Source organism: Ilumatobacter nonamiensis YM16-303 (genome assembly GCF_000350145.1).
In the GTDB taxonomy this organism is placed as follows: domain Bacteria; phylum Actinomycetota; class Acidimicrobiia; order Acidimicrobiales; family Ilumatobacteraceae; genus Ilumatobacter_A; species Ilumatobacter_A nonamiensis.
The window spans coordinates 1-21,273 of sequence record NZ_BAOL01000096.1 but is presented as its reverse complement, the minus strand read 5'-3'; the positions used below and the strand labels follow the sequence as shown (position 1 = coordinate 21,273).

Genomic DNA, 21,273 nt, shown 5'->3' with positions numbered 1-21,273 from the left:
GGGGTGTCGTCCTCACCGACGTCGGGCTGTTCGGTCGTGGCGGTCGTCGCTGGAGGTTCGGCGTCGCCGGGTGTGACCTGATCGGGCTCGGCCGACTCCGGCTCGATGTCGACCGTGTCCGGCGCGGGTGCTGCGTCCAAGTGGCTCGGGCAGTCGGGGAACTTCCTGCTGCCCATCGTGGTGGGATCGATCTTCTCGACGACCGCTCTCGAGCTGGGGAGGATGGGAGCACCCCTCGTCTGCTGCGCCGTGAAGCCGTCCGGGTGTGGGGTGTCGACGGTGACGCCCTTGATCGTCCACACGGTCCCCGGTCCATCGGATGCGACGATGGAGTAGTCGCCGGTGTAGCGCCATGCGGGCACCGTCGACAGCCACCTCCCGCGGTAGCGCGGCGGAACCTCGAACCCGGTCGACTGCTCGAAACTGCTCGACGTCACATACTTGCCGCTGTACTTCAACTTGATCCCGGCCTCGAAGCTCCCCTTGACGCCGCCCTTGGCCCACACCTCGACCCCCCATGCGTTCTCCAAGGTCCGCTTGTCGTCCATCTTGAGGTCCTTCTTGATCTCCGCGCACGTGAAGTTCTCGACCGGGGCGATCAAGTCGCGCTCCTCGCTGGAGGCCGGCTTGCGAGCCCCGGTCTCGGAGTACAAGCAGGTCGCCCGGTCGCTGTCGCACATGTTGCCCACGAAGTCGGCTTGGCGGTCGACGCTGAGTTTGCTGATGTCGACCTCGCCCTTCTTGTCGTAGATGTAGATGTCCTGGTCCGCGAACTCCAGGGTCATGCCAGACGGGCGGGCGGTGAACTCACCGCGACTACTGCGCCCGTAGCTCGGTCCCCAGAACATCGACGCCCAGAAGCTCCCGAACGATGCATCGTTGTCATCGAGCACGTCGAAGTGGTAGTCGACATGCGGACCATCGGAGGCGCTGAGACGCATCTCGTCGAGTCGGAACTCGAGCATCTGTCCGGGTTCGAGGATGGTCCCGGGTCGAGGCGCCTCGAGATGGGAGTACTCGGGCACATTGTTCTGGAACTTGGCGATCTGCAGCGTGTACGGCGTCACGTTGTGGAGCCAGAACAGGCGGGGGAAGGCCTGAGCGGCGCCTGGAGCGCTGACGACCAGGAGAACGGTGAGCAGACTGCTGGCCAGCAGCCCGAGCGCCAATCGGCGCACCATGGAGATCATCGCAGTGCCTTTCTGATGGTTTCGTAGATTCCGGCAACGGGCGCGTTGCCGCCCGCCGTCCACATCGAGTTGGTCAACACCACGACGGTCTCGTCGCGGTCGGGGTTGTATGCGGCCACGGCGTTGAAGCCTGGTGTCACGCCGCTGTAGAAGAGGTACCCGTCATCGCGGGCCAGGCCGAACCGAAACTGCACGGTGTCGGGCTGGTCGTAGCCGAGGCTGTCCATCTCGTCCCACACCGCTCGCGTTTCGTCCGACAACAGGTTTCCGGCCACCGCGGCCCGGAAGAAGGTCGCCAGATCGTCTGCGGTCGCATAGGCCCCGCTCGCCGTCCATGCCGACGACGCACTGTCGTTGGTGTGGTCGGTCGCCTCGAGTGCGCCCGCCGGCTGCTCCGCCTCGGGGAGCACGACGCCACCGAAGGCATCGGGCCCTCGGACATATCCGCTGGCGTGGGGTTCGGGCAGCGATCCCGAGGGATCGGCGAGCCCGATGTGCTCCAGCTCCAAGGGCTCGAACAGCTCGTCGGCGAACGCGTCGGCCGCCGGCTTGCCGGTCACCTCCTCGATCACCAGTCCCAGCACGATCCAGTTCGTCCGCGACCACGCCTCGAAGTCGATCGGCAGCTCCTCGGCCGAGAACGCCAGATCGAGCAGTTCCTGCGGATCGAACACCCGCTGTGGGTCCGCTGCGTAGGCCGCCTGAAACTCCGGCACCTGCTGATAGTCGATCAGCCCGCCCTCGAAGTCGACGAGCTGGCGCAGCGTGATCTCGTCACCGCCCGGAACTCCGTCGACGTAGCGGCTGACCGGATCGCTCAACGACAGCTTGCCCTGCTCGTGCAGCCGCAACAGGACCGTCGCCGTCATCACCGCCGTCACGTCGCCCACTCGGAACACGTCATCCACGGTCACCGGGTCGTCGACTCCGACTTGCCGCGTTCCGAACGCAGCAGACCAGTCACCACGCTCCTCGCTTCGGATCAGGACCACGGCGCCCGGGGTCCCGTCCTCGGCCATCTGCTGCTCGATTCGTTCATGCAGCCTCGCGCCGTAGTCCGGCGATGGCGCCGTGGACTCCGACGCCGCGTCGGACGCCGCGTCAGAGGGTACGGACACCGTCGTCGACGACTGCGCCGACTCGATGCCGTCGTCGCTGCACGACACGGAGGCGGCCAGCAGGAGAGCAATCGGAGCGCCCACCGCGAACTTGCGTGCGAAGTCGTTCATCGCGCAGGTCCAGATCGGTCAGTACCGGGTTCGTTGTCCATGACCGTCATGATCCACCTGTCGGACCCTCGGCGCATCCGGGGAGACCCTCGACGGACCCCCAGACGTGGGCGCCGGTCCGAGGGTTCCCGACCTTCATGAACTCCGGCGGGCTCATCATCCCCTCGCCTCCACGGTTCCGAGTGCTCACCGGCATCGCCGAACGCGTCAGCGGACCTGGTCGGGATACAGCTCGGCGATCATGGCCAACGCCACGTCGAACGCCGGCCGGCTCGAGGTCGTCGACTCCTTTGCCACGAACGCCAGCTGGGTCCCGGTCTGCGGACGCGTGAGCACGACCGAGCTGTACCCGAAGATGGCGCCGTTGTGGCCGACGAACTCGTTGACGTTCAGGATCCCGAGGCCATAGCCGGCGTTGATCGGCGAACCGTCGAAGCGGTGGAACTGCAGTCGTCGGGCCTGCAGCGCGGGCGACAACAGCGATCCGTCGACGAGGTGCTGGCCCCACGCGCGGAGATCGGCCAGCGTGGAGATCATCACAGGCCGTGGCCAGCACCGTTGCCGCCGATGCGACGGTGCGTGCGGCCAGTAGCTGTCGTCGCGTCAGCGCCGGCACACGTCGCCCCTGTCCGACTCACACACGTTGCAGGGTCCCCAGCCCGGCGGCGGCAGGGATGGTGATGGCCGTCGCTCGACCGTCGGGGTCGACGGTGAACTCGAACCGCGAGCGGAGCTCGGGGAGTTCAGGATCCGAGATCCACGTGAAGGTGTTGGCGTCCCAGTGCGTCAGCGCGAACTCTGCGCCGGTCGGCCCCTGGACGACGGCGAGCCCGTCGCCGTCAGCGATGACCTCGAACGTCCCGTAGTAGTCGTTGGCGTAGGAGCCGACGTATGCGTCGTCGGGGAGGGCCGGGGTCGCTGGAACCGGCAGCTCTTCCAACGTTTCGTCGGCGACGAAGAGGTTGCTGTAGCGGGCGCTCCACACCCCGGCCCAGTCCTGGGTCTGCTCCCCGACGACGATCTGGTCGATGATCTGGTCGGTGATGGCCTCGGCCGAGCCGACCGGCATGGCGTTGCTGAGCACGACGACCCCGAGCTCCGATTCCGGGAGCAGGGTGACGCTGGTGTGGGCGCCATGGGAAAACGCTCCGGAGTGGGCCCAGCGGAGCTGGCCGAGGTGATCGGTGGCGACCGTCCACCCGAGCCCGTACGACCCATTCTGACCGTCGTAGGTCTCTGCGGGGCGGTTCATGATGTGCGGGGCGTGCGTGGCAGCCAAGGCTTCCTCACCGACGATCTCCACTCCGTCGAGCGTGCCGGCGCCGAGCTGCAGCCTCGCCCAGCTGGCGACGTCGTTCAGCGACGAGCTGATGCCACCGGCCGGGCCCTGCGCATCCGGGTTGCGGGTCGGGCCAGGGACCCACTCGTCGTCGACGATGTTGTGGAGGGTGGCGCGGTCGGGCTGCGCCTCGAAGTCGGCGTAGCGAGCGCTGCTCGCCGTCATTCCCGCCAGGTCGAAGAGCTCGTCCATCAAGTCCTCGAAGCTGACGCCGGCCGCCTTTGCCGCGGCGTCACCAGCGGCGGTCAGGCCGAAGTTCGAGTACGAGTACGTGTCGCGGAACGGGTCGAGCGGGACGTACCGCAACCGGGCCAGGATCTCGTCGCGTGTGAAGCCGATCGTCTCCAATGCGTTTCCGGCCTGGCCGGGCAACCCACTGCGGTGCGAGTACAGGTCGGCGAAGGTGACGTGGTCCGTGACCCACGGATCGCTGAGGACGAGGTCGGGGGCATGGGAGTGCACGGGTTCGTCCCATTCGATGACGTCCTTCGAGACGAGCCGGGCCACTGCGGTCGCCGAGATCGGCTTGGACAGCGAGGCCAGCTGGAACACCGTCTCCGGCGAGACCTGATCCTGCGTGCCGACCTCGCGTACCCCGTAACCCTCAGCGAAGATGACCTCGTCGTCGTGCACGACGGCCACAGCGATGCCGGGCACCTCGGACCGCTGCATCTCCGACTCCACCAAGCCGTCGATCTGCGGGAGCGCTGCCATCACCTGAGCTCGCGTGGCCCCGCTCGCAATGGTGTCGCCGCCGGTGTCCTCGGCCGGCGTCGTGGTCGGCTGGGTCGCGGCCGATGTGGCCGAGGTCGAGGTGGACGAGGTCGACGCCATCGTCGTGGTCGACTCCTCGCTGGTGTTGTCGTCGTCGGAGCTGCACGCGACGACCAGGAGCGCCACCGCCCCCAGCGCCACGACGCGCGCAGCACGCGTCCGAGCCGTCACGGTGCTTCTCGTCCGCGGCGATCGCTCGACATTCGTCATGGTGTGCTCCTCGTTCGTCATGGTGTGTTCCTGGTTCTTCAGGGTGTGCTCTTCGTGGGGCCGGGATGGTCTGCCCCCGGGAGTTGCGTCTCGGCCTCGGCGACCAGGGCGTCGAGCGCGGCGAGCAGACCGAGGCGTCCGGAGAACGGTCGCGTCGTGCCCTGGTCGTTCCGAGCGTGGCCGGTCAGCGAGTCGCCGGCACGCGTCAGGTCCAGATGGATCAGCACCGGGTCGTCGTCCATGACGGCCATGATCCACCTGGCGGCCCTCGGTCGCATCCGGGGTGACCCTCAACGGACCCCCCAACGTCAGTCGGTCGTGGCCAAAGCCGCTGGCAGCTCGCGACGCGAACGGATCCCGAGCTTGCGGTAGACGCTGCTGAGGTGAGCTTCGACGGTCTTCGGGGTCACGAAGAGCGTCTGGGCGATCTCCCGGTTGGCGTCACCGGCGGCGGCGAGATCGGCGACGCGGCGCTCAGTGGCCGTCAGTGACCCGACACCGGTCAACGTCTTGGGGCGGGGCCGCCCACCAGCGGCGTACAGGTCGAAGCGGGCGCTGGCCTCGACCGGAGTTGCCCCGCACGCCACCGCCAGCTCGAGAGCGCGCTGCAGTGGTGCGCGCGCTGCGCTCGGCTGCCCGGACCGACGCAAAGCCCTGCCCAGCTCCGTGAACGACTTCGCCGCCTCCAGACGCGCCGGTGATCCGTCGACGATCGCGACCGCCTCGCGCAGATGGGCCAGCTCATCACCCGGCGAAACGAGTGCCAGCGCACGCAACGACCGGGCCACGGTCCCCGGTGCCCCCCATTCGCGGGCCAACACCAGCTCGTCCTCGACGAGTGGTCGCGCCTCGTCGTCACGGTCGAGGTGGTGCAGGACGACGGCTTTGTGCGATCGCCATGGTGCGTCCATCGGGTTGCGGATCACCGCACCGAAGCGTGCGACGTAGTCGTCGACGGCATGGAGCGCGTCGTCGTAGCGGCGTTCATCGAGCAGAAGCTCGATGTGGCTGTTCGACCAGTATCGAGCACCGTCGTCGTGACCGCCCTCGTCGGCGCTCCGCTCGAGGGCGATGCGGGCACCGGTGAGATCTCCCTGCTCACGCCGGGCGACCGACAGGAACGCGTCGGCGTAGATCTGCACTTGGTTGCGGCCGTATCCCCACGAACGCACGTTGTCGAGGGCGCACCGCAACGACGCCTCGGCGTCGGCCAAATCACCCCGGCGCAGCAGCGTGTGGCCGAACCACAGGTCGAGTGGGGCGATCGCAGCCAGCGAGCCGTGACCGTGCGCTTCGACACGGGCCAGCTCCCACATCTCGATCGCCTCCGGGCGATCGGCGAACGTCAGGTTCGTGATCGCGCACGTGGCCAGGAGGCCGTTGTCGGCGGCGATGAGGTCACCGCCGACCAGGGCGGCCAACGAGAGCTCAGAGCACGCGTCGCTCGGCCCGTTCTCGTACATCCAGAGCTGGGCCGCGATCGCTGCCAGCATCTTTGCGCCGACGCCGTCCGTCGCCGCCGGGGGCGTCCGGCGCTCGGTGAGGCGTTGCATGGCGTCGCCGTCTTCGGCGCCGAACAGGACGGCGAGGGACTCGAAGGCCTGGAGTGCGAACCTGACGTCGACCATCTCACTCGGCAGCTCAGCGATCGCGGCTCGCACGACGGACGCCCCCTCGTCGGGATGCCCGGTGAGCAACACCACTCTGGCCAGCGCTTGGGCCGTCGTCGCTCGAGCCAGGGGGTCGTCGAGCATGTCGTAGGCCTCGGCCAGGTGTTCTGCCGCCGCCGAACCGTCGGTCAGCATCTCGGCCCGGCCCAGCTCCAACAGGATGTCCACGCGTCGCTCGGGCGGCGGCGGCTCGACCAGGGCGCGGGTGAGGAACCCGACCGCATGCTCGGCCGCACCCTTGCGAAGCGCAGCCGTGGCCGCTCGTTGCAACGTGCTGACGACGCCGGCGTCGCCATGCGGCGGCACCATCGTCAAGTGGGCCGCGATCTGTTCGGGCGGTGCACCGGCGGCGGTCAGGAGCCGGGCCGCCTCCTCGTGGCGGGCGGCCCGTCTGATCGGTGGCAGGTCGCCGGCGATGGCCGCGCCGACGAGCGGGTGCACGAACGAAGCCGACACCTCCGATTGCAGGATCTCCGCTCCCACGAGCTCGGTCGTCGCGCTCGACGCCTGGTCGATCGTCAGGCCGGCGAACGCAGCGACGGTCCCGAGGTCGGCGCCATCACCCAACACGGCCGCCGCATAGGCCACGGCGATCGCGTCCCGCGACGTCCGCCTCAGTCGCAGGAGCACCGAGCGCGAGACGGCAGCGGGGCCAAGGTCGGCGACCACCCCGACGTTTTCCGCGATGGGCCGCACGACGTCGACGGCGAGGGCCCTGAGCAGCTCGTCGAGCAGGAGCGGATTGCCGCCGGTGGCGGTGTGGCAGGCGGCCGAGAAGGTCGGTGCCGCGTCCTGACCGAGACGTTCGTCCACCAGGGTCGCCACGGAGTCGGGGCTCAGCGGACGGGGTCGGATGGTCACAGTGAGCGGATCGCTGGCGATCTCGCCAGCGAATGCGGCGTCCATCTGCGACGCCCGGATGCTGGCCATCACGAGCACGGGCAACCCCTCCAACCGGCGTACGAGGTAGGCGATGAACCGCAGCGAGGCGTGGTCGCACCAGTGCAGGTCGTCGATGGTGATGAGCAGCGGGCTGTCGGCCAGGTTGACCGTCAGCCAGTACAGGCCGTGGATGGATGCGAACGAGTGGTCGGTGACGTCGTCATCGGTGTCCGGGCTGGGCGCGAAGACAGCACGCGATGCGTGGGCCGCACCGGCGAAGATCGAGGCGCCGTCGGCACAGTCGGCATCGGGGCCGCGCCAGGTGAGCGCGGGTTCGAAGAGCTGCCGCACGACACCGAAAGCGAACTCCCGCTCCAGCTCACCCCCGCGCGCCCGCAGGATCCGCATGCCGGCTGCTGCGCCGAGGTAGCGGGATTCCGCCAGCAGCCGCGACTTGCCGATCCCGGCGGCGCCCTCGATGAGCCCCACCCTGGCGTCACCGGCAGCGGCCTCGGCGACCAGCTTCTCGAGGGTGGCCAACTCCCCTTCACGCTCCAGCAGCCGTGGGCCATGGCGTTCGTTCACCTCCACTTCGGCTTCCAGACGTACGGATCGGCCACAGCGAGGTTCGGCTCGTACGTCCGAACCGGCTCGGCGACGGATGATCTTCTGCTTCTTCATGATCCCCTCCGTTGGCCGTCCTTCGACCCGCAGCGCGCGGGGCTGTTCTCTCGCAACCGGCAGTCACCGGCCCGGGGCATCGCGTGTAGTGCAAGTTGCACTATATAGGCGGCAACAGTACGTCGCAAAGGGATTTCACGCGCGAGCGACGCGACGAGAGCGAACGAGGCAGTTGAGGCAACTGACACCGCTCAGCGAGGTGTACGCCAGTGCGTCGAGTTCCCCGGCGTCGTCGCCGATGGAACACGCCGACATCGACGTACTTTTCGTGCTCGAGTCGTTCGACACCTGCGACGCCATCGTTCTCAAGGTTCGAGCGTTCGACGCGGCGACGACCACCGCTCCGTTCGACGTGCCGTTCACCGACCCTGCCCGGTACGCGCAACGGAGTCGGAGCCGGAAGCTCGGTTGATCGTGGAGCCGGGTGCGAGAGTCGAACTCGCGACCACATGATTACAAGTCAAGTGCTCTACCAACTGAGCTAACCCGGCGGGGCAGGTCAGAATACCGGCGTGTCCGCCAGAGCCTCGATCGTCGCCCCATGCCGGCGTCTGTCGGTGACGCCCACCCACTATGGTCACGCCGGATGCGTCGCTTCACAGCAATCCTCGGGTCCGGGCCGAGTTCATCTCTCCCCACCCACGAGTGACGCGGTGGCGCCGCAGTGAGCCGGCTGTTCGTGGCCGTCTGGCCTCCTGACGACGTCATCGATGCGCTCGACACCATCGAGCGCCCGCGCGATCCCGGAGTCCGTTGGGTGCCGAACGAGAACCTGCACATCACGCTGCGGTTCCTCGGCAACGCCGACGAGGACGAGGTGATCGACGCCCTCGGTGAACACCACTACTCGCGGACGACCGCTGTGCTCGGTCCGTCGTTCGATCTGCCGACAGAACGCTCGCTGATCGTTCCGGTCGCCGGCGTGGACGACCTCGCTGCCGACGTTGCATCCGCAACGCGTGGTCTCGGGACCGAGGCGGAACGCAAGCGGTTCCTCGGCCATCTCACGGTGGCGCGTCTCTCGAAAAACGCCCGTCCGGCGCGCAGCGCGGGCCGCAGATTCGACGCCTCGTTCGAGGTCGACGAGATCGCGCTGGTCGCCAGCACCTTGACGCCCGACGGCGCGCGGTACGAGACGCTCGCGACCTGGCCGACACGCGCCGACAGCTGAGGTCGGATCAGCCGGGCTGGCGCGACCGGATCTGCGTGACCTGATAGGTCGACAGCGCGGCGGCGGCCGAGACATTCAACGAGCTGACACCGCCCAGCATCGGGATCGACACGATCGAGTCGCAGCGCTCCCGGACCAGACGCGACAACCCGGCACCCTCCGCTCCGAGGACGAGACAGATCGGTTCGGCAGCCAGGTCGCCCAGTTCGAACAGGTCGGTGTCGGCCGCGTCGTCGAGCCCGACGATCCAGATCCCGTGCTCCTTCATCTGCTTGAGCACGGCCGGAAGCCCGGGGACGAGCGCGATCGGAACGAACTCCACCGCACCGGCGGCCGCTTTCGCGACGGTCGGCGTGACGTGAACGGCGCGGTGGCGAGGAAGGAGCACCCCGGTCACTCCGGCGCCGTCGCAACTGCGCACGATCGCACCGAGATTGCCCGGGTCGGTCACGCCGTCGACGGCCACCAGGAACGGTGGCGTGGAACCGTCGCCGCGCAGCAGGTCGCCGAGATCGGCCTCGGGCAGTTCCGCGGCGGTCGCCAGCACACCCTGCGGAGCCTCGCTCCGAGCCTCCTTGTCCAACCGACCCTTCGCCACGTACACGATGTGCACCCGCTGGGCGTTGGCGATCGTCACGATGTCATCGACTCCCGGATCACCCTCGAGCTCGGAACTGATCCAGATCTCGTGGACCTTGCGCCGCCCGGCGATCAACATCTCGCGCACCGCCTGGCGACCCTCGACCTGACGACCACCGAGCCCCTTCGGTGCTCCGGCCGACCCCTTCGGTCGGTCCGCGCCGCGGCCGCCCCCGCGGCGTGAGCCGCTCTGACGTTGGCCGTCACCGCGCCCGCCTGTCGAACGAGATGCGCCACCACGACTCTGACCGCCGCGACCGCCTCCCCTCGATCCTCCGCCCGAGTTCCGCTTGCCCTGCTTGCTCATGATGACTCCGTTCCTGTGGTCTCGCGGACGAGGAGGGCGGTCGCGAAACACACGATCCCCTCACCACGACCGATCGCTCCCAGTTGCTCCGCCCGGTTGCCCTTGATCGACACCGGCGCTCCGACGATCTCGGTCAAGTTGTGCTGCATCTCATCGCGCCGGGGCGCCAGCTTCGGCCGCTCACACACCACCGCACAGTCGATGTTCGCGACCCCCCACCCGTCGCCGGCGAGCAGCGACATCACGTGGCGCAGCAGGCTGAGCGAATCGGCGCCGGCCCACGTCGGGTCGGTGTCGGGAAAGTGCATTCCGATGTCACCGAGCCCGGCCGCTCCGAGCAGGGCGTCACTGCAGGCGTGCGCCACGACATCGGCGTCGCTGTGTCCCTCGAGACCGCGCTCACCGTCGAACTGGCAACCGGCGAGGACGAGCACGCGCTCGGGATCGTCGGTGAACCGATGGACATCGAAGCCCTGACCGACGCGGAGATCGGCGGGACTCATCCGTCACCACCGGCGGAAGAGCGCGCCACGTGGCGACGTGCCCACTCGAGGTCGTCTGGTTCGGTGATCTTGAGGTTTGCCACCTCACCGCGCACGACCACCACCCGTCCGCCCATCGCCTCGACCAACGCCGCATCGTCCGTCGCGTCCGTTTCGTTCGCGTGCGCGGCTCGGAGCCGTGACGCGCGGAACGCCTGAGGCGTCTGCACGGCGACGAGCCGCGAGCGGTCGGGCGTCTCCACGACGGACCCCAGCAGGTCTCCGTCCGCGACGGAAACCGCGCGATCCAGGACCTTGATCGTGTCGGTCACCGGAATCGCCGGAATCGCGGCGTCCGCGCCGGCGACCACGGCATCGACGACCCGCTGGTAGATCGCCGCCGACGCCAACGGTCGCGCGGCGTCGTGGACACAGATCACGTCGGCGTTCTCCGGCACCGCGGCGAGACCCGAACGCACCGATGCACTGCGCGTCACTCCCCCGGCGACGCCGCCTTCGCGCTGCGCGTCCTCGGCCGGTACGACGACGACCACTCCGTCGGTGCAACCCTCGGCGACCTCGCGCGAGACGTCGATCACGCGCCGGGAATCCAACGGTTCGTATTGCTTCGGACCACCGAACCGACTTCCACTGCCCCCACCGACGACGACGGTCCACACGATTCCGGTGTCACCGGCATCGACGCCCGTTTCGCGTGCGTCCGAGGACGATCGGGGCCCACCTGGGCTCTGGGCGCGACTCACGCTGCGTGAGGGTAGTACCGTGACGCAGGTCATGGCCCATGAAGAGATCCTCTCCCGCACCGACTTCTTCGCCGATGCGCACCCTGAAGCACTCCGCGCCGTAGCCGCGGCAGGCCACGAGCGGCATCTGATCCGCGGTGATGTCCTGTTCAACGAAGGCGATCCGCCCAACGCGCTCTACCTCGTACTCCGGGGTCGGATGGCGATCGCGATCGCGAATCCGATCGACCGACGCGAGAGCGTCGTGGCACTCATGGAGCCCGACGACCTGTTCGGTGAGATGGGAATGCTCGACGACGGCCCGCGCTCGGCCATGGCCCGGGCGCTCGAGCCGACGACGCTGCTCGAGATTCCGTTCGAACCCGTGTTGTCGATGTTCGACGAGCACCCGAAATTGCTGTGGAACGTCACCCGCCTGCTCGCGCAGCGCATCCGCGTGACCGACGAAGCGCTCGCCGACTCCGTGTTCCTCGACGTGACCGGTCGCACGGCGAAGCGACTCCTCGAACTTGCCGACGGCGAGGACCATTTCACCCTCCCGGTGACCCAGGAGGAACTCGCCGGCATGGTCGGCGCCTCCCGCGAACGCGTCAACAAGGCGATCGCCAGCTTCATCCGGCTCGGCTGGCTCGAGCAGCAGGACCGGACCTATCGAATCGTCCAACGCGACCGCCTGGAACTCCGCGCCCGCTGACCTGAAACACACATTTCCGGTTTCATATTGATGTTCGTCGATATGACGAGTACGATGTCGGCATGCGCCTACAACTTGCACTCAACGTCACCGACCTCGACGAAGCGATCGACTTCTACTCCAAGATGTTCGACGCCACCCCGGCCAAGGTTCGGCCGGGCTACGCGAACTTCGCGATCGTCGACCCCCCACTGAAGCTGGTCCTCTTCGAGAACGCCGATGCCGGCGCGGGAGCCGACTTCCTCCACCTGAACCACCTCGGAGTCGAAACCGAAGAGGCCGCCCAGGTCGTCGCCGCCGAAGCCCGCATCAGCGGAGCAGGTCTCGAGACCACCGGCATCGACGACACCATCTGCTGCTTCGCCGAAAAGGTCGAGACGTGGGTGAAGTCCCCCGACGATGCCCGCTGGGAGTGGTACGTCAAGACCGGCGACGCCGAGCAACTCGAGAACGAGATCGTCACCGCCGGCACCACCTGCTGCAGCTAGGGAAGAAATCTTGAGCATGTGGTTGTCAAGATCTTGAGTCGTTGACTATCATGTTCTTTGTCATCCGGGGAGCGATCCTCGGGTGGCAAGGAACAGTCACCATCACCACGATCCCGACGACAACGCAAAGGAGACCACCCATGCTCGTCATGAACAGCCCCTTCCGTGACATCGACTCCCTCTTCGATCAGTTCACCGGACGCTCCTCGAGCCCGGCGACGACCGCCATGCCGATGGATGCATACCGTCGTGACAGCGACATCTGGGTTCATCTCGATCTCCCCGGCGTGGCCGCCGACAGCCTCGACGTGTCCGTCGAGCGCAACGTGCTCACCGTCACCGGCGAGCGCTCCTGGCAGCGCCGCGAGGGAGATCAGACCTACCTCGCCGAACGGCGCAGCGGCACGTTCCGGCGCCAGGTCACCCTCGGCGACGGACTCGACGCCGACGCGATCGAAGCCGATTACACCGACGGTGTGCTGAGCCTGCGGATCCCGGTTGCCGAGAAGGCACAGCCCCGCAAGATCAGCATCGGCACCGGTTCGCCATCGACCGCTCCGGCGATCGAGACCACCGCCGACGCCAGCTGAAGCCTCCCCCCACGCGCGAGCGTCCGACTCCGGTCGGGCGCTCGTGTCGCGTTCGGAGCGAACCACCGGAATGTCAGGTGGCGGTGACCCGTGAGATCTCGCCGTTCCCCCACGCGACGAGCGCCCCGTCGCCGAACGACACCACCGAGCTGGGATAGCGGTCGGGGGTGCCGCCGTCGGACACGTTCTGCACGAGCCAGCCGTCGGGGACCGACGCCAGAATCCAGTACTCCGGCGACATCATCATCTGGGCGGTTGGATCCGGGGGCTCGAACTCCGCAGGGTCGACGAGCGTTCCGTCGGCGTCGATGATCTGGTGGGTGAGTTCGTCGTACGACATCGTGACCAGCGCATCGCCGGACTCGGGGTCGAGAATGCGGAGGCCGTTTCCGAAGTCAGCCTGGTAGTCGAGGTACTCGAACGGCCCGTCCGGACTCGACGGATCGCCCGTCTCGGTCGCGACGACCTCGCCGGTCGCGATGTCAGTCAACGTGTACGTCTCCACCCAGTCGCTGCCGTCGGCGGCGGTCCCGTGCAGGCTCTCGTGTCGATACTCGTACCCATCGACCTCGGCGGTCTGGACGGACCCGATCGCGTCGGCATACGGATCCTGGTACGCCTCCTCGCCGTAGTCCGAGAGCAGGAACGCACCGGATCCGAACACCTCACTCGACAAGCCGTCGGGGAGCTCCGGAAGGGACAGCGGCGTCCACTCACCCGACATGAGATCTTCTCCGACATAGGTGCTCTGCGTACCGTCGCGTTGCGATGTCCGCACGGCGACGCCGGTGCTCGTTTCGATGGCCGCCTCGACGATGCCATCGTCGAGTCCCTCGACCGGTGTCCACTCCACCCCGTCGATGGACCACTGCGGGTCCGGCCCCAGTCGGACGAACACGTCGCCCACGGCGCGCACGTCGAGCCAGCCTTGCGAGTCGCCGGTCGCAACCGCAGGCGCACCGTCCCACGTGCCGGCATAGTGGATGACGTCGCTCATCCCATCGATCGGCTGAGGGGAGTCGAACCCGAGCTCGGCCCAGGTGAACGTGAGCGTCTCCGCGAGCTCACCACTCTCGCTCTCGTAGATGCCGATCGACACACCTTCCGCGCCTTGATCCATCGAGTACCCGCCGCTGCCGGACTGGATCCGGTCCCGCACCTCGGGCTCGAGGAGTTCGACATAGTCGAGGTGGGCCGACGCATCGACCGCGACGACGAATCCGGAATCGGTTGCAGCGAGCGAGTGGGCGAAGACCTCGAACGGGATCCGTGGGTCGAGGTCGGCGGGTCGCTCGGGAACGGGAACCGTCTGCACCGACCAGTCGACGAGGTTCGTCGACGAGTGGACCTCGATGGCAACCGGGTTCGAGAAAGGAGTGCCCCCTGCAGCCGCATCGGGCGCCTCGTCCGGGCCGGTGACGTTCCGGACGAAGACGAAACGCTCGCCCGTGCTCGCCGCGTACCAACCGTCGCTCGTCGCCGGGAAGGCAGAGTCGATGTCGGTCCACTCGACGCCGTCGGGGCTGGAGCGCACGGTTCGGACAGGACCCTCGGAGGGCTGCGAGTAGATCGCGTCCGACACTGCGGCGTTCTCCGAGAGAATCTGTGTCACCTCGTCGAGCAGGTCCGCCTCCTGCAGGATCTCGATGGCTTCGTCGATCGTCGGGGGAAGCCCGTCGGGGAACAGCTCCTGCACCTCCGGCGGAAAGGCGTCGACCACGTCCGTCGGCAACTCGCCGGGCAGCGGCTGTGGCGGATACGTGGTGCGGATCGCCAGCACACCGTCCTTCCAGGGGAACAGTTCGTTCTGATCGCCTCCGGTCGTGGACGCCTCCGGGTCGGACACGACGCTGACGGCGGATGGAATCACCTCGGTCCCCACGCCGTCGACCACGGCGACCTGGTCGGACTGGACATCGGGCCCCTCGCCGGCGATCGGAACGAGACTCGACTCGGGCGAGACCGGCTCGGTGGAGGTCGGTTCGGTGTCGACGGGTTCGGTGTCGGTCGGCTCCGTGTCGACGGGTTCGGTGTCGACGGGTTCGGTGACCGGCGCGCTCACGATCATGTCGTCGCCGGAGTTCCCACTCATGAACTGAGCGACCACGACGCCGGTCACGAGCAACGTGGCCGCTGCGGCCAGTCCGAGGACCGCGTTCCGGCGACGCCGACGCCGCTTCGCTGCTGCGTGAACCGAGGCCAGCATCGCGCTCGCATCGCCGACCGGGAGATCATCCGCGATGAGCTCGATCTCCCGGGCCAGCGAGCCGGGAACGTTCGAGTCGTCGGATTCGTTCGTATCGTCGGATTCCATGTCAGGCTCCTTGGGTCAGGCGGTTCCGAGGTCGTCGGCGAGCCGCTCGAGCGCACGGCTCAGACGGCTCTTCACGGTGCCGGGTCGAATGTCGAGGGCGGTGGCGATCTGCTGCTCGGAGTAGTCCAGGTAGTACCGCGCCACCACGACGGCGCGATGGTCGACGGACAGCCGTCGGAGCGCGGGAAGGATGCGGAGATCCCGGTCGCTCGTCTCGGCAGCGACGGCCCCATCGCTCGAACGAGACTCCGACGCCGAGAACTCGGGGATCTCCCGCACGGTCCTGCGCCGCCGCGAACGCGCCCAGTTCAAACCGACGCGGTAGATCCATCCGGCCGGGTTCTCGTACGAACCCACCCGGCCCCATCGTTGCAGCGCTCTCGCGAAGCCCTCCGACGCGGCGTCCCGACCGAGATGGACGTCGCCCAGTACGAGGCACAACGAGCGGACGATCCGATCGTGATGTTCCGCGAAGAAGTCGTCGAAGCCGTCGACGGCCACCAGATGACGTTCCGGTCGGGTCTCGTCATCCGAGGTCACCGACGCATCTTTGGTCATCGCGCTCACGATCACAAACGCACACGCACCCGGATCGGTTCCCTCGTTCCCGAAGAATGTGCGTCGGTGTCGGTCACCGACGCACGCTGCCGTCTACTCGAGGGCGATCTGTACTTGGCGGAGTGGGCCGGCGTCGACGATCCAGGCCAGGCCCGCACGAGCGGCGACGAGCGGGCGTCGCGGGATCTGGACGCCCAGGATGTCGCCGTCGGGGTCGCCACGCGAGGCCATCACGATCCCACAGCGACCCTTCGCGACCTCACGCGTCCAGTGCCCGTACCCGGTGCGCACCGCGTCGGCACGGCCACCGGCGATGATCGTCACGTGGGGGTGATCTCCCCCGGCGATCGCGGCGAACGCTCCGGGATCGTGGACGCGATGGGCATCGTCGATCACGAGCGCGCACCGGGTCGACGTGTCCGACACGACTGCCTCGATCACCCCGGCATCGACGGATACACGGCGATCGAGGTGCACCACGCGGTACGGGAACCCCCGGGAGGACATCGCCGCCTCCCACCCGGCGGCGACGCGTGCCAGCGCGGACGACACCCCGGAGCGGGGACCACCGACGACGAGCACGTGGTCACCATCGACGAGTTCGATACCGGCCACCTCGAGATCATCCGCGGCAACGCCGAGCTGGACGCATCGCGTGCCGACGGATTCGATTGCTCGTGGCGACGGGATCTCGCCCACCCGCACGCGCTCCGGGAGCGCCGAGATCGACGAAGGAGCGCCAGCCACATTGTCCTCGCGTGACGGGAGCGAGGCCAGTCCCGGCGCACCTTGTGCGATCTGCGCTTCGAGCCCCGTTCCGACGATGCGCAACCGGCCCGGCCTCCCGGGCGCCACCGGGACCGCCTTCAACCCGAGCCCCCGTGCCGCGCTCGGATCGTCCAGGTGGAACAGCCAGCGGTGCGCAACGGACACCATCGAGATCGCCGTTCCCGCCTCGTCGGCGATCACCAGCGCGACACCGACGGCGGGACCGTCGTTGACGACTCTCTGCAGCAGGTCGAGCGTCGCCTGACGTTCGATCCCGCCGAGCGACGCGCGCAGCGATCCGTACCCGTCGATCATCACCACGATCTCGGGCAGACCCGAGCCGACCAGGGCATCGGTTCCCATCCGCTGATCGATGGCATCGACGACCCGCCTCAGCAGCCGATGCAGGCGCTCGTCCTCGGTCAGGCGCACGACGCCGCCACAATGCGCGAGCGAAGCGAGTGCGCGCAGCCCGTCGTCGCCGCGTCCGTCCACGACGTAGAGGTGCAGCCGGTCCGGCCGGTACGCCCCGCAGGTCGCGGCGGCCAACGCGATCAGGGTCGAGGTCACGCCTGATCCCACCGACCCGATCAGGGCGAGGCTCCCATCGGCCGGCTGCCATGTCAACGGTGCGCGGCACTGGTGCGCGGGATCGTCGATGTATCCGATCGCCTGCGCGCTCGACGAGCCGCCGTCATCGAGATCCGCCAGCGGCAACGGGAACGGGAGCGGATCGATCCACGGTCGATGCGCCGCTCCGACACCGAGATCGTGCGCTGCCTCGACGATCGCACCGACGACCACGTCGAGCTCCGTGCGTTCGTCGGGGTGGGCGACAGTTTCGTCGACAGCCACACCCCCCGACGTTCCCGTCGTCGGACGTTCGACGACGATGCCGTCGGTCGCGGCGCACGCAGCGGCGCGCCCGGTGCAGTGGGCCGTCTGGAAGACCATCAGTTCGTCGGGGCCGAGGCGGAGTGCGGCGCGACCGGGGAGACCCCGCGCGAACGTGGCGGGGAGGTCGTCGCCGACCACGTCCACAGCGTCGGACTTGTCGTGCAGCCGGAGCGCGAGCCGCAGGTTCGTGTTCGCGCGGATGTCATCGTTCACGACTCCGGCCGGCCGCTGCGTCGCGAGCAGGAGGTGGACGCCGAGGCTGCGCCCGCGCTGTGCGATTCCGACCAGTGCCTTCAGGAAGTCGGGCAAGTCCGTGGCGAGTGCCGCGAACTCGTCGATCACCACGACGAGCCGCGCGATCGGCTCGGATCCGTCGTCCGCCTGCGCGCGATACGCGGTCAGATCGGAGGCACCGACCGACCGCAGGATCCGCTCTCGGCGGTGGAGTTCGGCGTCGAGGCTCATGAGCGCACGTTCGGCCAGACCCTCGTCGAGATCGGTCACCAGGCCGACGGTGTGCGGCAGGTCGACGCACGCATCGAACGTCGACCCACCCTTGTAATCGACGAGCACGAAGCTCAGGTGTTCGGGTCCGACCGACGCCGCGAGACCGAGGACGAGCGACCGCAGCAGCTCGCTCTTGCCCGCACCGGTGGTGCCGGCGATCAGACCGTGCGGACCGTCACGTACGAGGTCGATGTCCACCCGCCCGTCGGCCGACATTCCGAGCGGAGCCGCGGGAGCGGGGTCGGCGCCTCCCTCGCACCATCGCTGCGCGATCGACTCCGCCGACGGTTCCGACAGCAGCTCACCGAGCGACACGTCCGCCGGCACTCCGCCGCCCGCTCCCCCATCGTCCTCCGGATCGACGAGGTGCGCCAACGCCCGCGCCGCACGGTCGGCCGTCGTGATCGACACGCCGGCGAACGCGATCCCGACGGTCTCGTCGGCTTCGACCAGCTCGCCGCTCCACGAGGCCGACCCGGCCGCGCCGACCGTGAGCACGCGGCGACAGATCGCCGGGACGGTGGCATCGGTGTCCACGACGACCAGCGATGCCGCGCTCGCGATCGAGAGGAACCGTCGCAGCGGTCCGGTCCGCACGGCGTACGAGTCCGGCACGTCGGTGACGACCACGGTGAACCGCGACGTGTCGATCGACTCGAGGGAGACGGCGAGCAGCTGCTCCTCCGAGATCCCCGGCTCCGCGTCGACGACGATGAGGGAGCGCCGGTCGAGCGCTCCGTGCGGGAGCCAGTCGGACCAGCTCCACGCCTCGCGATCGCGAGAGATCACGACCAGCTGCCAATCGGCGGGTCCTGCCCACGTTGCGAACTGCACGATGATCGACCGCGCGATCGACCGCGCCGAGCCGAGCGGGCCGTGGAACGCGACCGCATCGGCTGGCCGGATCGAGATCGGCGCGGCGGCGTCGCGGAGCTTGGCGCAGCCCTCGATTCGGCTGAGCAGGGCGCTGTCGAGCGTGCCGCGATCGGCGACCTCGATCGGTGGGCTCCAGCGAGACGTGCCCGTGCCGACCACCCCGCGCAGCTCGCCTTCCAGCCGACGCTGCCACAGCTGCGTTCCCCCGGCGGTCGCCTCGTCGAGCGTTTCGGCGATCGTCCGGTGCACCCGGCGGTGGTACTCCGCGCGACGGTCGCGCATCGCGTCGATCCCTGCCGCGAACACCGCGAGCTCCTCTGCGTGACGTGCGCGCAGCCGTGTCCGTCTGCGTCGCGCCGTGACCGAGCCGGCAAGGGAGGTCGTCACGGCGGCGACGACGCCCATGGCCGCGAACAACATGAACATCGGGTTGCCCATCACAGTCGCGATGACGACCGCTCCCGCGGCGGTGACGGCGGTGCCGATGAGACCCGTGAGGGAGGGCCGTTGCGGTTCGGGCGGGGCGAGTGGTGCGGTCAGTGATGGGGCGTTCCACTTCTCCGGCGCGTGCGGGGCGCGGCGGACCAGCCGTCGCCACGGGTCGGTCGGGTGCGGAGCGAGCGACCCACCCGACGTCGTGCCGATCTCGCTGGACGCCGCCGTCGAGAGCCGCCGGAGGCAGAGCCGACTCGCGCCGATCGAGATCAACGTCTCGCCGCTCTCGTCGACCGCTCCCTCCCATGGCGTCGTGCCCACTCGGATCGGGACGGGCCCGCTCAGCTGAGTGACGTTCGCGGCGCCATCGACGCCGATCGTGAGCAGCGCATGGTGGAGTTCGACCGACGGATCATCGATGCGAACACCGGCATGAGGCGACCTCCCGACGAGGTGACGGCCGACGCCGAGTCGGTGCCACGTCGTCACGGCCGGCCCGGCCACGACCGCCACCTCGAGGTCACCCCCGGACGCCTCGTCATCTCCCGACTCCACCTCCGAGCGGTCGGGTGCGCTCGCGCGGAGATGGGTCCCGATCCGGAGGTCGTCGATGGCGGACAGCCGCTCGTTCGGCTCCAGTGCTCGACCCGTCCAGAGTGCATCGACGTCCAGTCGCTGTGCGAGACCGTCGACGGTGTCGGCCGGTTCGATCGAGCGCACGGTCAGCGGCGCGCCGTCGGGCCCGACGATGTCGAGCGGAGGAAGCGGTGATCGGGCCACGACCTTCCACGGGGTCGCGACCGGGCCGAAGGGGAAACGATTCTCGTCGCCCGGACGGGTTCCGTGCCGTTCACGCGAAAGCGGCGCTGACCTGGTGTTGTGAGCACCGGCCGAGCCTCGGTGAACGGCGGTGAGACGAGAATTCGTCCGGCGGTGGGCGAGCTGTGAGGCCTGCGGTGAGGGGTCGTCGCGATGGTCGTCCCATGCCATCGACACCGACGCAAGCCCGCCACCGCCACACCACTCGCCTGCTCACCGAACTGGACCGCGAGTGGATCCGACTCCGGCACCGTCCGGCAACGATTCGCCGGGTGCGGCGATGGAGTGGCGACGATTCGTTCGAAAGGGTGACCCGCTCCGTCGGTTCGCTCGACGACCTGGTGGCGGCAACCCAACCGATGGACCCGGCGACCTCGGCGAGTTGCGACGCCATCCTCGGTCGCCTCGTCGAGTTGGCACGCACGGACGAACTCGCCGGCAGGATCGTCCTCCAGCGAATGCTTCCCGGGTTGATCAGCCGGTCACGCCGATGGAGGCGCCACGCACCGGGTGGCGATCCGACCGACGTCGCGATCGGCGCGGCATGGATCGCGATCCGCCGGTTCGACGTCGACCGCCGACGCCGTCACGTGGCCCCGGCACTCATCGCGGACGCACTGTGGGTCGGGTTCCGTCGCGACACCCGCAGGATGGCCACCACCGCCGAAGTTCCCGTACCCGAGACGATGATGTGCGATCACGCGGCTCCGACGACTCCGACCGATCCGATGGTGGCACTCGCGGCGACCTTGCGGGCCGCCGACCGCGCCGGCGTCCGCGCCTCCGATCTCGCCGTGATCCGGAACATCGCCGCGGCGGGCGGTCCCACCCGAGCCGCGACCGAATGCCGCGTGACGGTCCGCACGATCCGCAACCGGCGCGACGCCGCGACCCGCCGGATCCGCCGAGCACTCGGACCCGACTGGGACGACTGGTCCGACCCCCTCGCCGTCGCCTGAACCATCCGGTGTCTGACACCGGATGGTTCA

18 protein-coding genes and 1 tRNA gene are annotated in these 21,273 nt (G+C 68.6%); 6 read left to right on the top strand and 13 right to left on the bottom strand.

Annotated elements, in window-relative coordinates; all coding sequences use genetic code 11:
- From ON45_RS10810 to ON45_RS10785, 6 genes are all read right to left on the bottom strand, one after another.
- The coding region (locus tag ON45_RS10810; RefSeq protein WP_040493808.1) for a hypothetical protein at positions 1-1,190 on the bottom strand (1,190 nt) is incomplete at its 3' end.
- Positions 1,187-2,419 carry a serine hydrolase domain-containing protein gene (locus tag ON45_RS10805; RefSeq protein ID WP_051062892.1) on the bottom strand — a complete coding sequence of 411 codons (1,233 nt, stop codon included), beginning with the start codon at positions 2,417-2,419 and terminating at the stop codon, positions 1,187-1,189. The genes ON45_RS10810 and ON45_RS10805, both read right to left, overlap by 4 nt.
- A 207-nt stretch (positions 2,420-2,626) precedes the next feature.
- Positions 2,627-2,956 (bottom strand): serine hydrolase, encoded by a 330-nt coding sequence (locus tag ON45_RS10800; RefSeq protein ID WP_040493807.1) that lies wholly within the window; start codon positions 2,954-2,956, stop codon positions 2,627-2,629.
- Positions 2,957-3,053: 97 nt separating this feature from the next.
- Positions 3,054-4,763, bottom strand: a complete 1,710-nt coding sequence (locus ON45_RS10795; RefSeq protein WP_051062891.1) for a serine hydrolase — start codon at positions 4,761-4,763, stop codon at positions 3,054-3,056.
- Positions 4,764-4,780: 17 nt separating this feature from the next.
- The gene (locus ON45_RS10790) at positions 4,781-4,984 is read right to left on the bottom strand and encodes a hypothetical protein (RefSeq protein ID WP_148288640.1); all 204 of its coding nucleotides are present in this window, start codon (positions 4,982-4,984) and stop codon (positions 4,781-4,783) included.
- A 66-nt stretch (positions 4,985-5,050) separates the two neighbouring features.
- Positions 5,051-7,975 carry a helix-turn-helix transcriptional regulator gene (locus ON45_RS10785; protein ID WP_051062890.1) on the bottom strand — a complete coding sequence of 975 codons (2,925 nt, stop codon included), beginning with the start codon at positions 7,973-7,975 and terminating at the stop codon, positions 5,051-5,053.
- Between the two features lie 172 nt (positions 7,976-8,147).
- Between ON45_RS10785 and ON45_RS22700 the strand changes: the two genes are divergently transcribed.
- On the top strand, positions 8,148-8,387 hold the full coding sequence (locus tag ON45_RS22700) for a hypothetical protein (protein ID WP_148288639.1): 240 nt from the start codon (positions 8,148-8,150) through the stop codon (positions 8,385-8,387).
- Positions 8,388-8,390: 3 nt separating this feature from the next.
- Here ON45_RS22700 and ON45_RS10780 read toward each other — a convergent pair.
- Positions 8,391-8,466: transfer RNA gene (locus ON45_RS10780), tRNA-Thr, on the bottom strand.
- Between the two features lie 173 nt (positions 8,467-8,639).
- Between ON45_RS10780 and thpR the strand changes: the two genes are divergently transcribed.
- The gene (thpR, locus tag ON45_RS10775) at positions 8,640-9,146 is read left to right on the top strand and encodes an RNA 2',3'-cyclic phosphodiesterase (RefSeq protein WP_040493805.1); all 507 of its coding nucleotides are present in this window, start codon (positions 8,640-8,642) and stop codon (positions 9,144-9,146) included.
- Between the two features lie 7 nt (positions 9,147-9,153).
- Here thpR and rlmB read toward each other — a convergent pair whose 3' ends face one another.
- The 3 genes from rlmB to ON45_RS10760 are packed head-to-tail and all read right to left on the bottom strand — an operon-like array spanning position 9,154 to position 11,338.
- Entirely contained in the window at positions 9,154-10,092 is a 939-nt protein-coding gene (gene rlmB / locus ON45_RS10770) for a 23S rRNA (guanosine(2251)-2'-O)-methyltransferase RlmB (protein WP_051062889.1), read from the bottom strand.
- Positions 10,089-10,595: a 2-C-methyl-D-erythritol 2,4-cyclodiphosphate synthase gene (gene ispF / locus ON45_RS10765; protein ID WP_040493804.1), complete on the bottom strand. Its 507-nt coding sequence runs from the start codon at positions 10,593-10,595 to the stop codon at positions 10,089-10,091. Before ispF ends, rlmB begins: the two co-directional genes overlap by 4 nt.
- Positions 10,592-11,338, bottom strand: a complete 747-nt coding sequence (locus ON45_RS10760; protein WP_206537686.1) for an IspD/TarI family cytidylyltransferase — start codon at positions 11,336-11,338, stop codon at positions 10,592-10,594. Before ON45_RS10760 ends, ispF begins: the two co-directional genes overlap by 4 nt.
- Positions 11,339-11,369: 31 nt before the next feature.
- On the opposite strand from ON45_RS10760, the gene ON45_RS10755 reads away from it, so the two are divergent.
- The 3 genes from ON45_RS10755 to ON45_RS10745 all read left to right on the top strand — a co-directional run bounded on the left by ON45_RS10755 (position 11,370) and on the right by ON45_RS10745 (position 13,110).
- Complete coding sequence (locus tag ON45_RS10755) at positions 11,370-12,032, top strand: Crp/Fnr family transcriptional regulator (RefSeq protein ID WP_040493803.1); 663 nt, start codon at positions 11,370-11,372, stop codon at positions 12,030-12,032.
- A 62-nt stretch (positions 12,033-12,094) separates the two neighbouring features.
- On the top strand, positions 12,095-12,520 hold the full coding sequence (locus ON45_RS10750) for an ArsI/CadI family heavy metal resistance metalloenzyme (protein ID WP_040493802.1): 426 nt from the start codon (positions 12,095-12,097) through the stop codon (positions 12,518-12,520).
- Between the two features lie 140 nt (positions 12,521-12,660).
- Positions 12,661-13,110, top strand: a complete 450-nt coding sequence (locus ON45_RS10745; RefSeq protein WP_040493801.1) for an Hsp20/alpha crystallin family protein — start codon at positions 12,661-12,663, stop codon at positions 13,108-13,110.
- A gap of 73 nt (positions 13,111-13,183) precedes the next feature.
- On the opposite strand, the gene ON45_RS10740 is transcribed toward ON45_RS10745, so the two are convergent.
- The 3 genes from ON45_RS10740 to ON45_RS10730 all read right to left on the bottom strand — a co-directional run bounded on the left by ON45_RS10740 (position 13,184) and on the right by ON45_RS10730 (position 20,245).
- Positions 13,184-15,424, bottom strand: coding sequence for a hypothetical protein (locus ON45_RS10740; RefSeq protein ID WP_040493800.1), 2,241 nt, complete (start codon positions 15,422-15,424; stop codon positions 13,184-13,186).
- A gap of 15 nt (positions 15,425-15,439) precedes the next feature.
- Positions 15,440-15,982 carry a sigma-70 family RNA polymerase sigma factor gene (locus tag ON45_RS10735; RefSeq protein WP_085946535.1) on the bottom strand — a complete coding sequence of 181 codons (543 nt, stop codon included), beginning with the start codon at positions 15,980-15,982 and terminating at the stop codon, positions 15,440-15,442.
- 93 nt (positions 15,983-16,075) lie between these two features.
- Positions 16,076-20,245 (bottom strand): FtsK/SpoIIIE domain-containing protein, encoded by a 4,170-nt coding sequence (locus ON45_RS10730; RefSeq protein ID WP_158412340.1) that lies wholly within the window; start codon positions 20,243-20,245, stop codon positions 16,076-16,078.
- 203 nt (positions 20,246-20,448) lie between these two features.
- On the opposite strand from ON45_RS10730, the gene ON45_RS10710 reads away from it, so the two are divergent.
- A complete protein-coding gene (locus ON45_RS10710) occupies positions 20,449-21,243 on the top strand; it encodes a hypothetical protein (RefSeq protein WP_040493795.1) in 795 nt (264 codons plus the stop codon).
- The last annotated feature ends 30 nt before the right edge of the window (positions 21,244-21,273 follow it).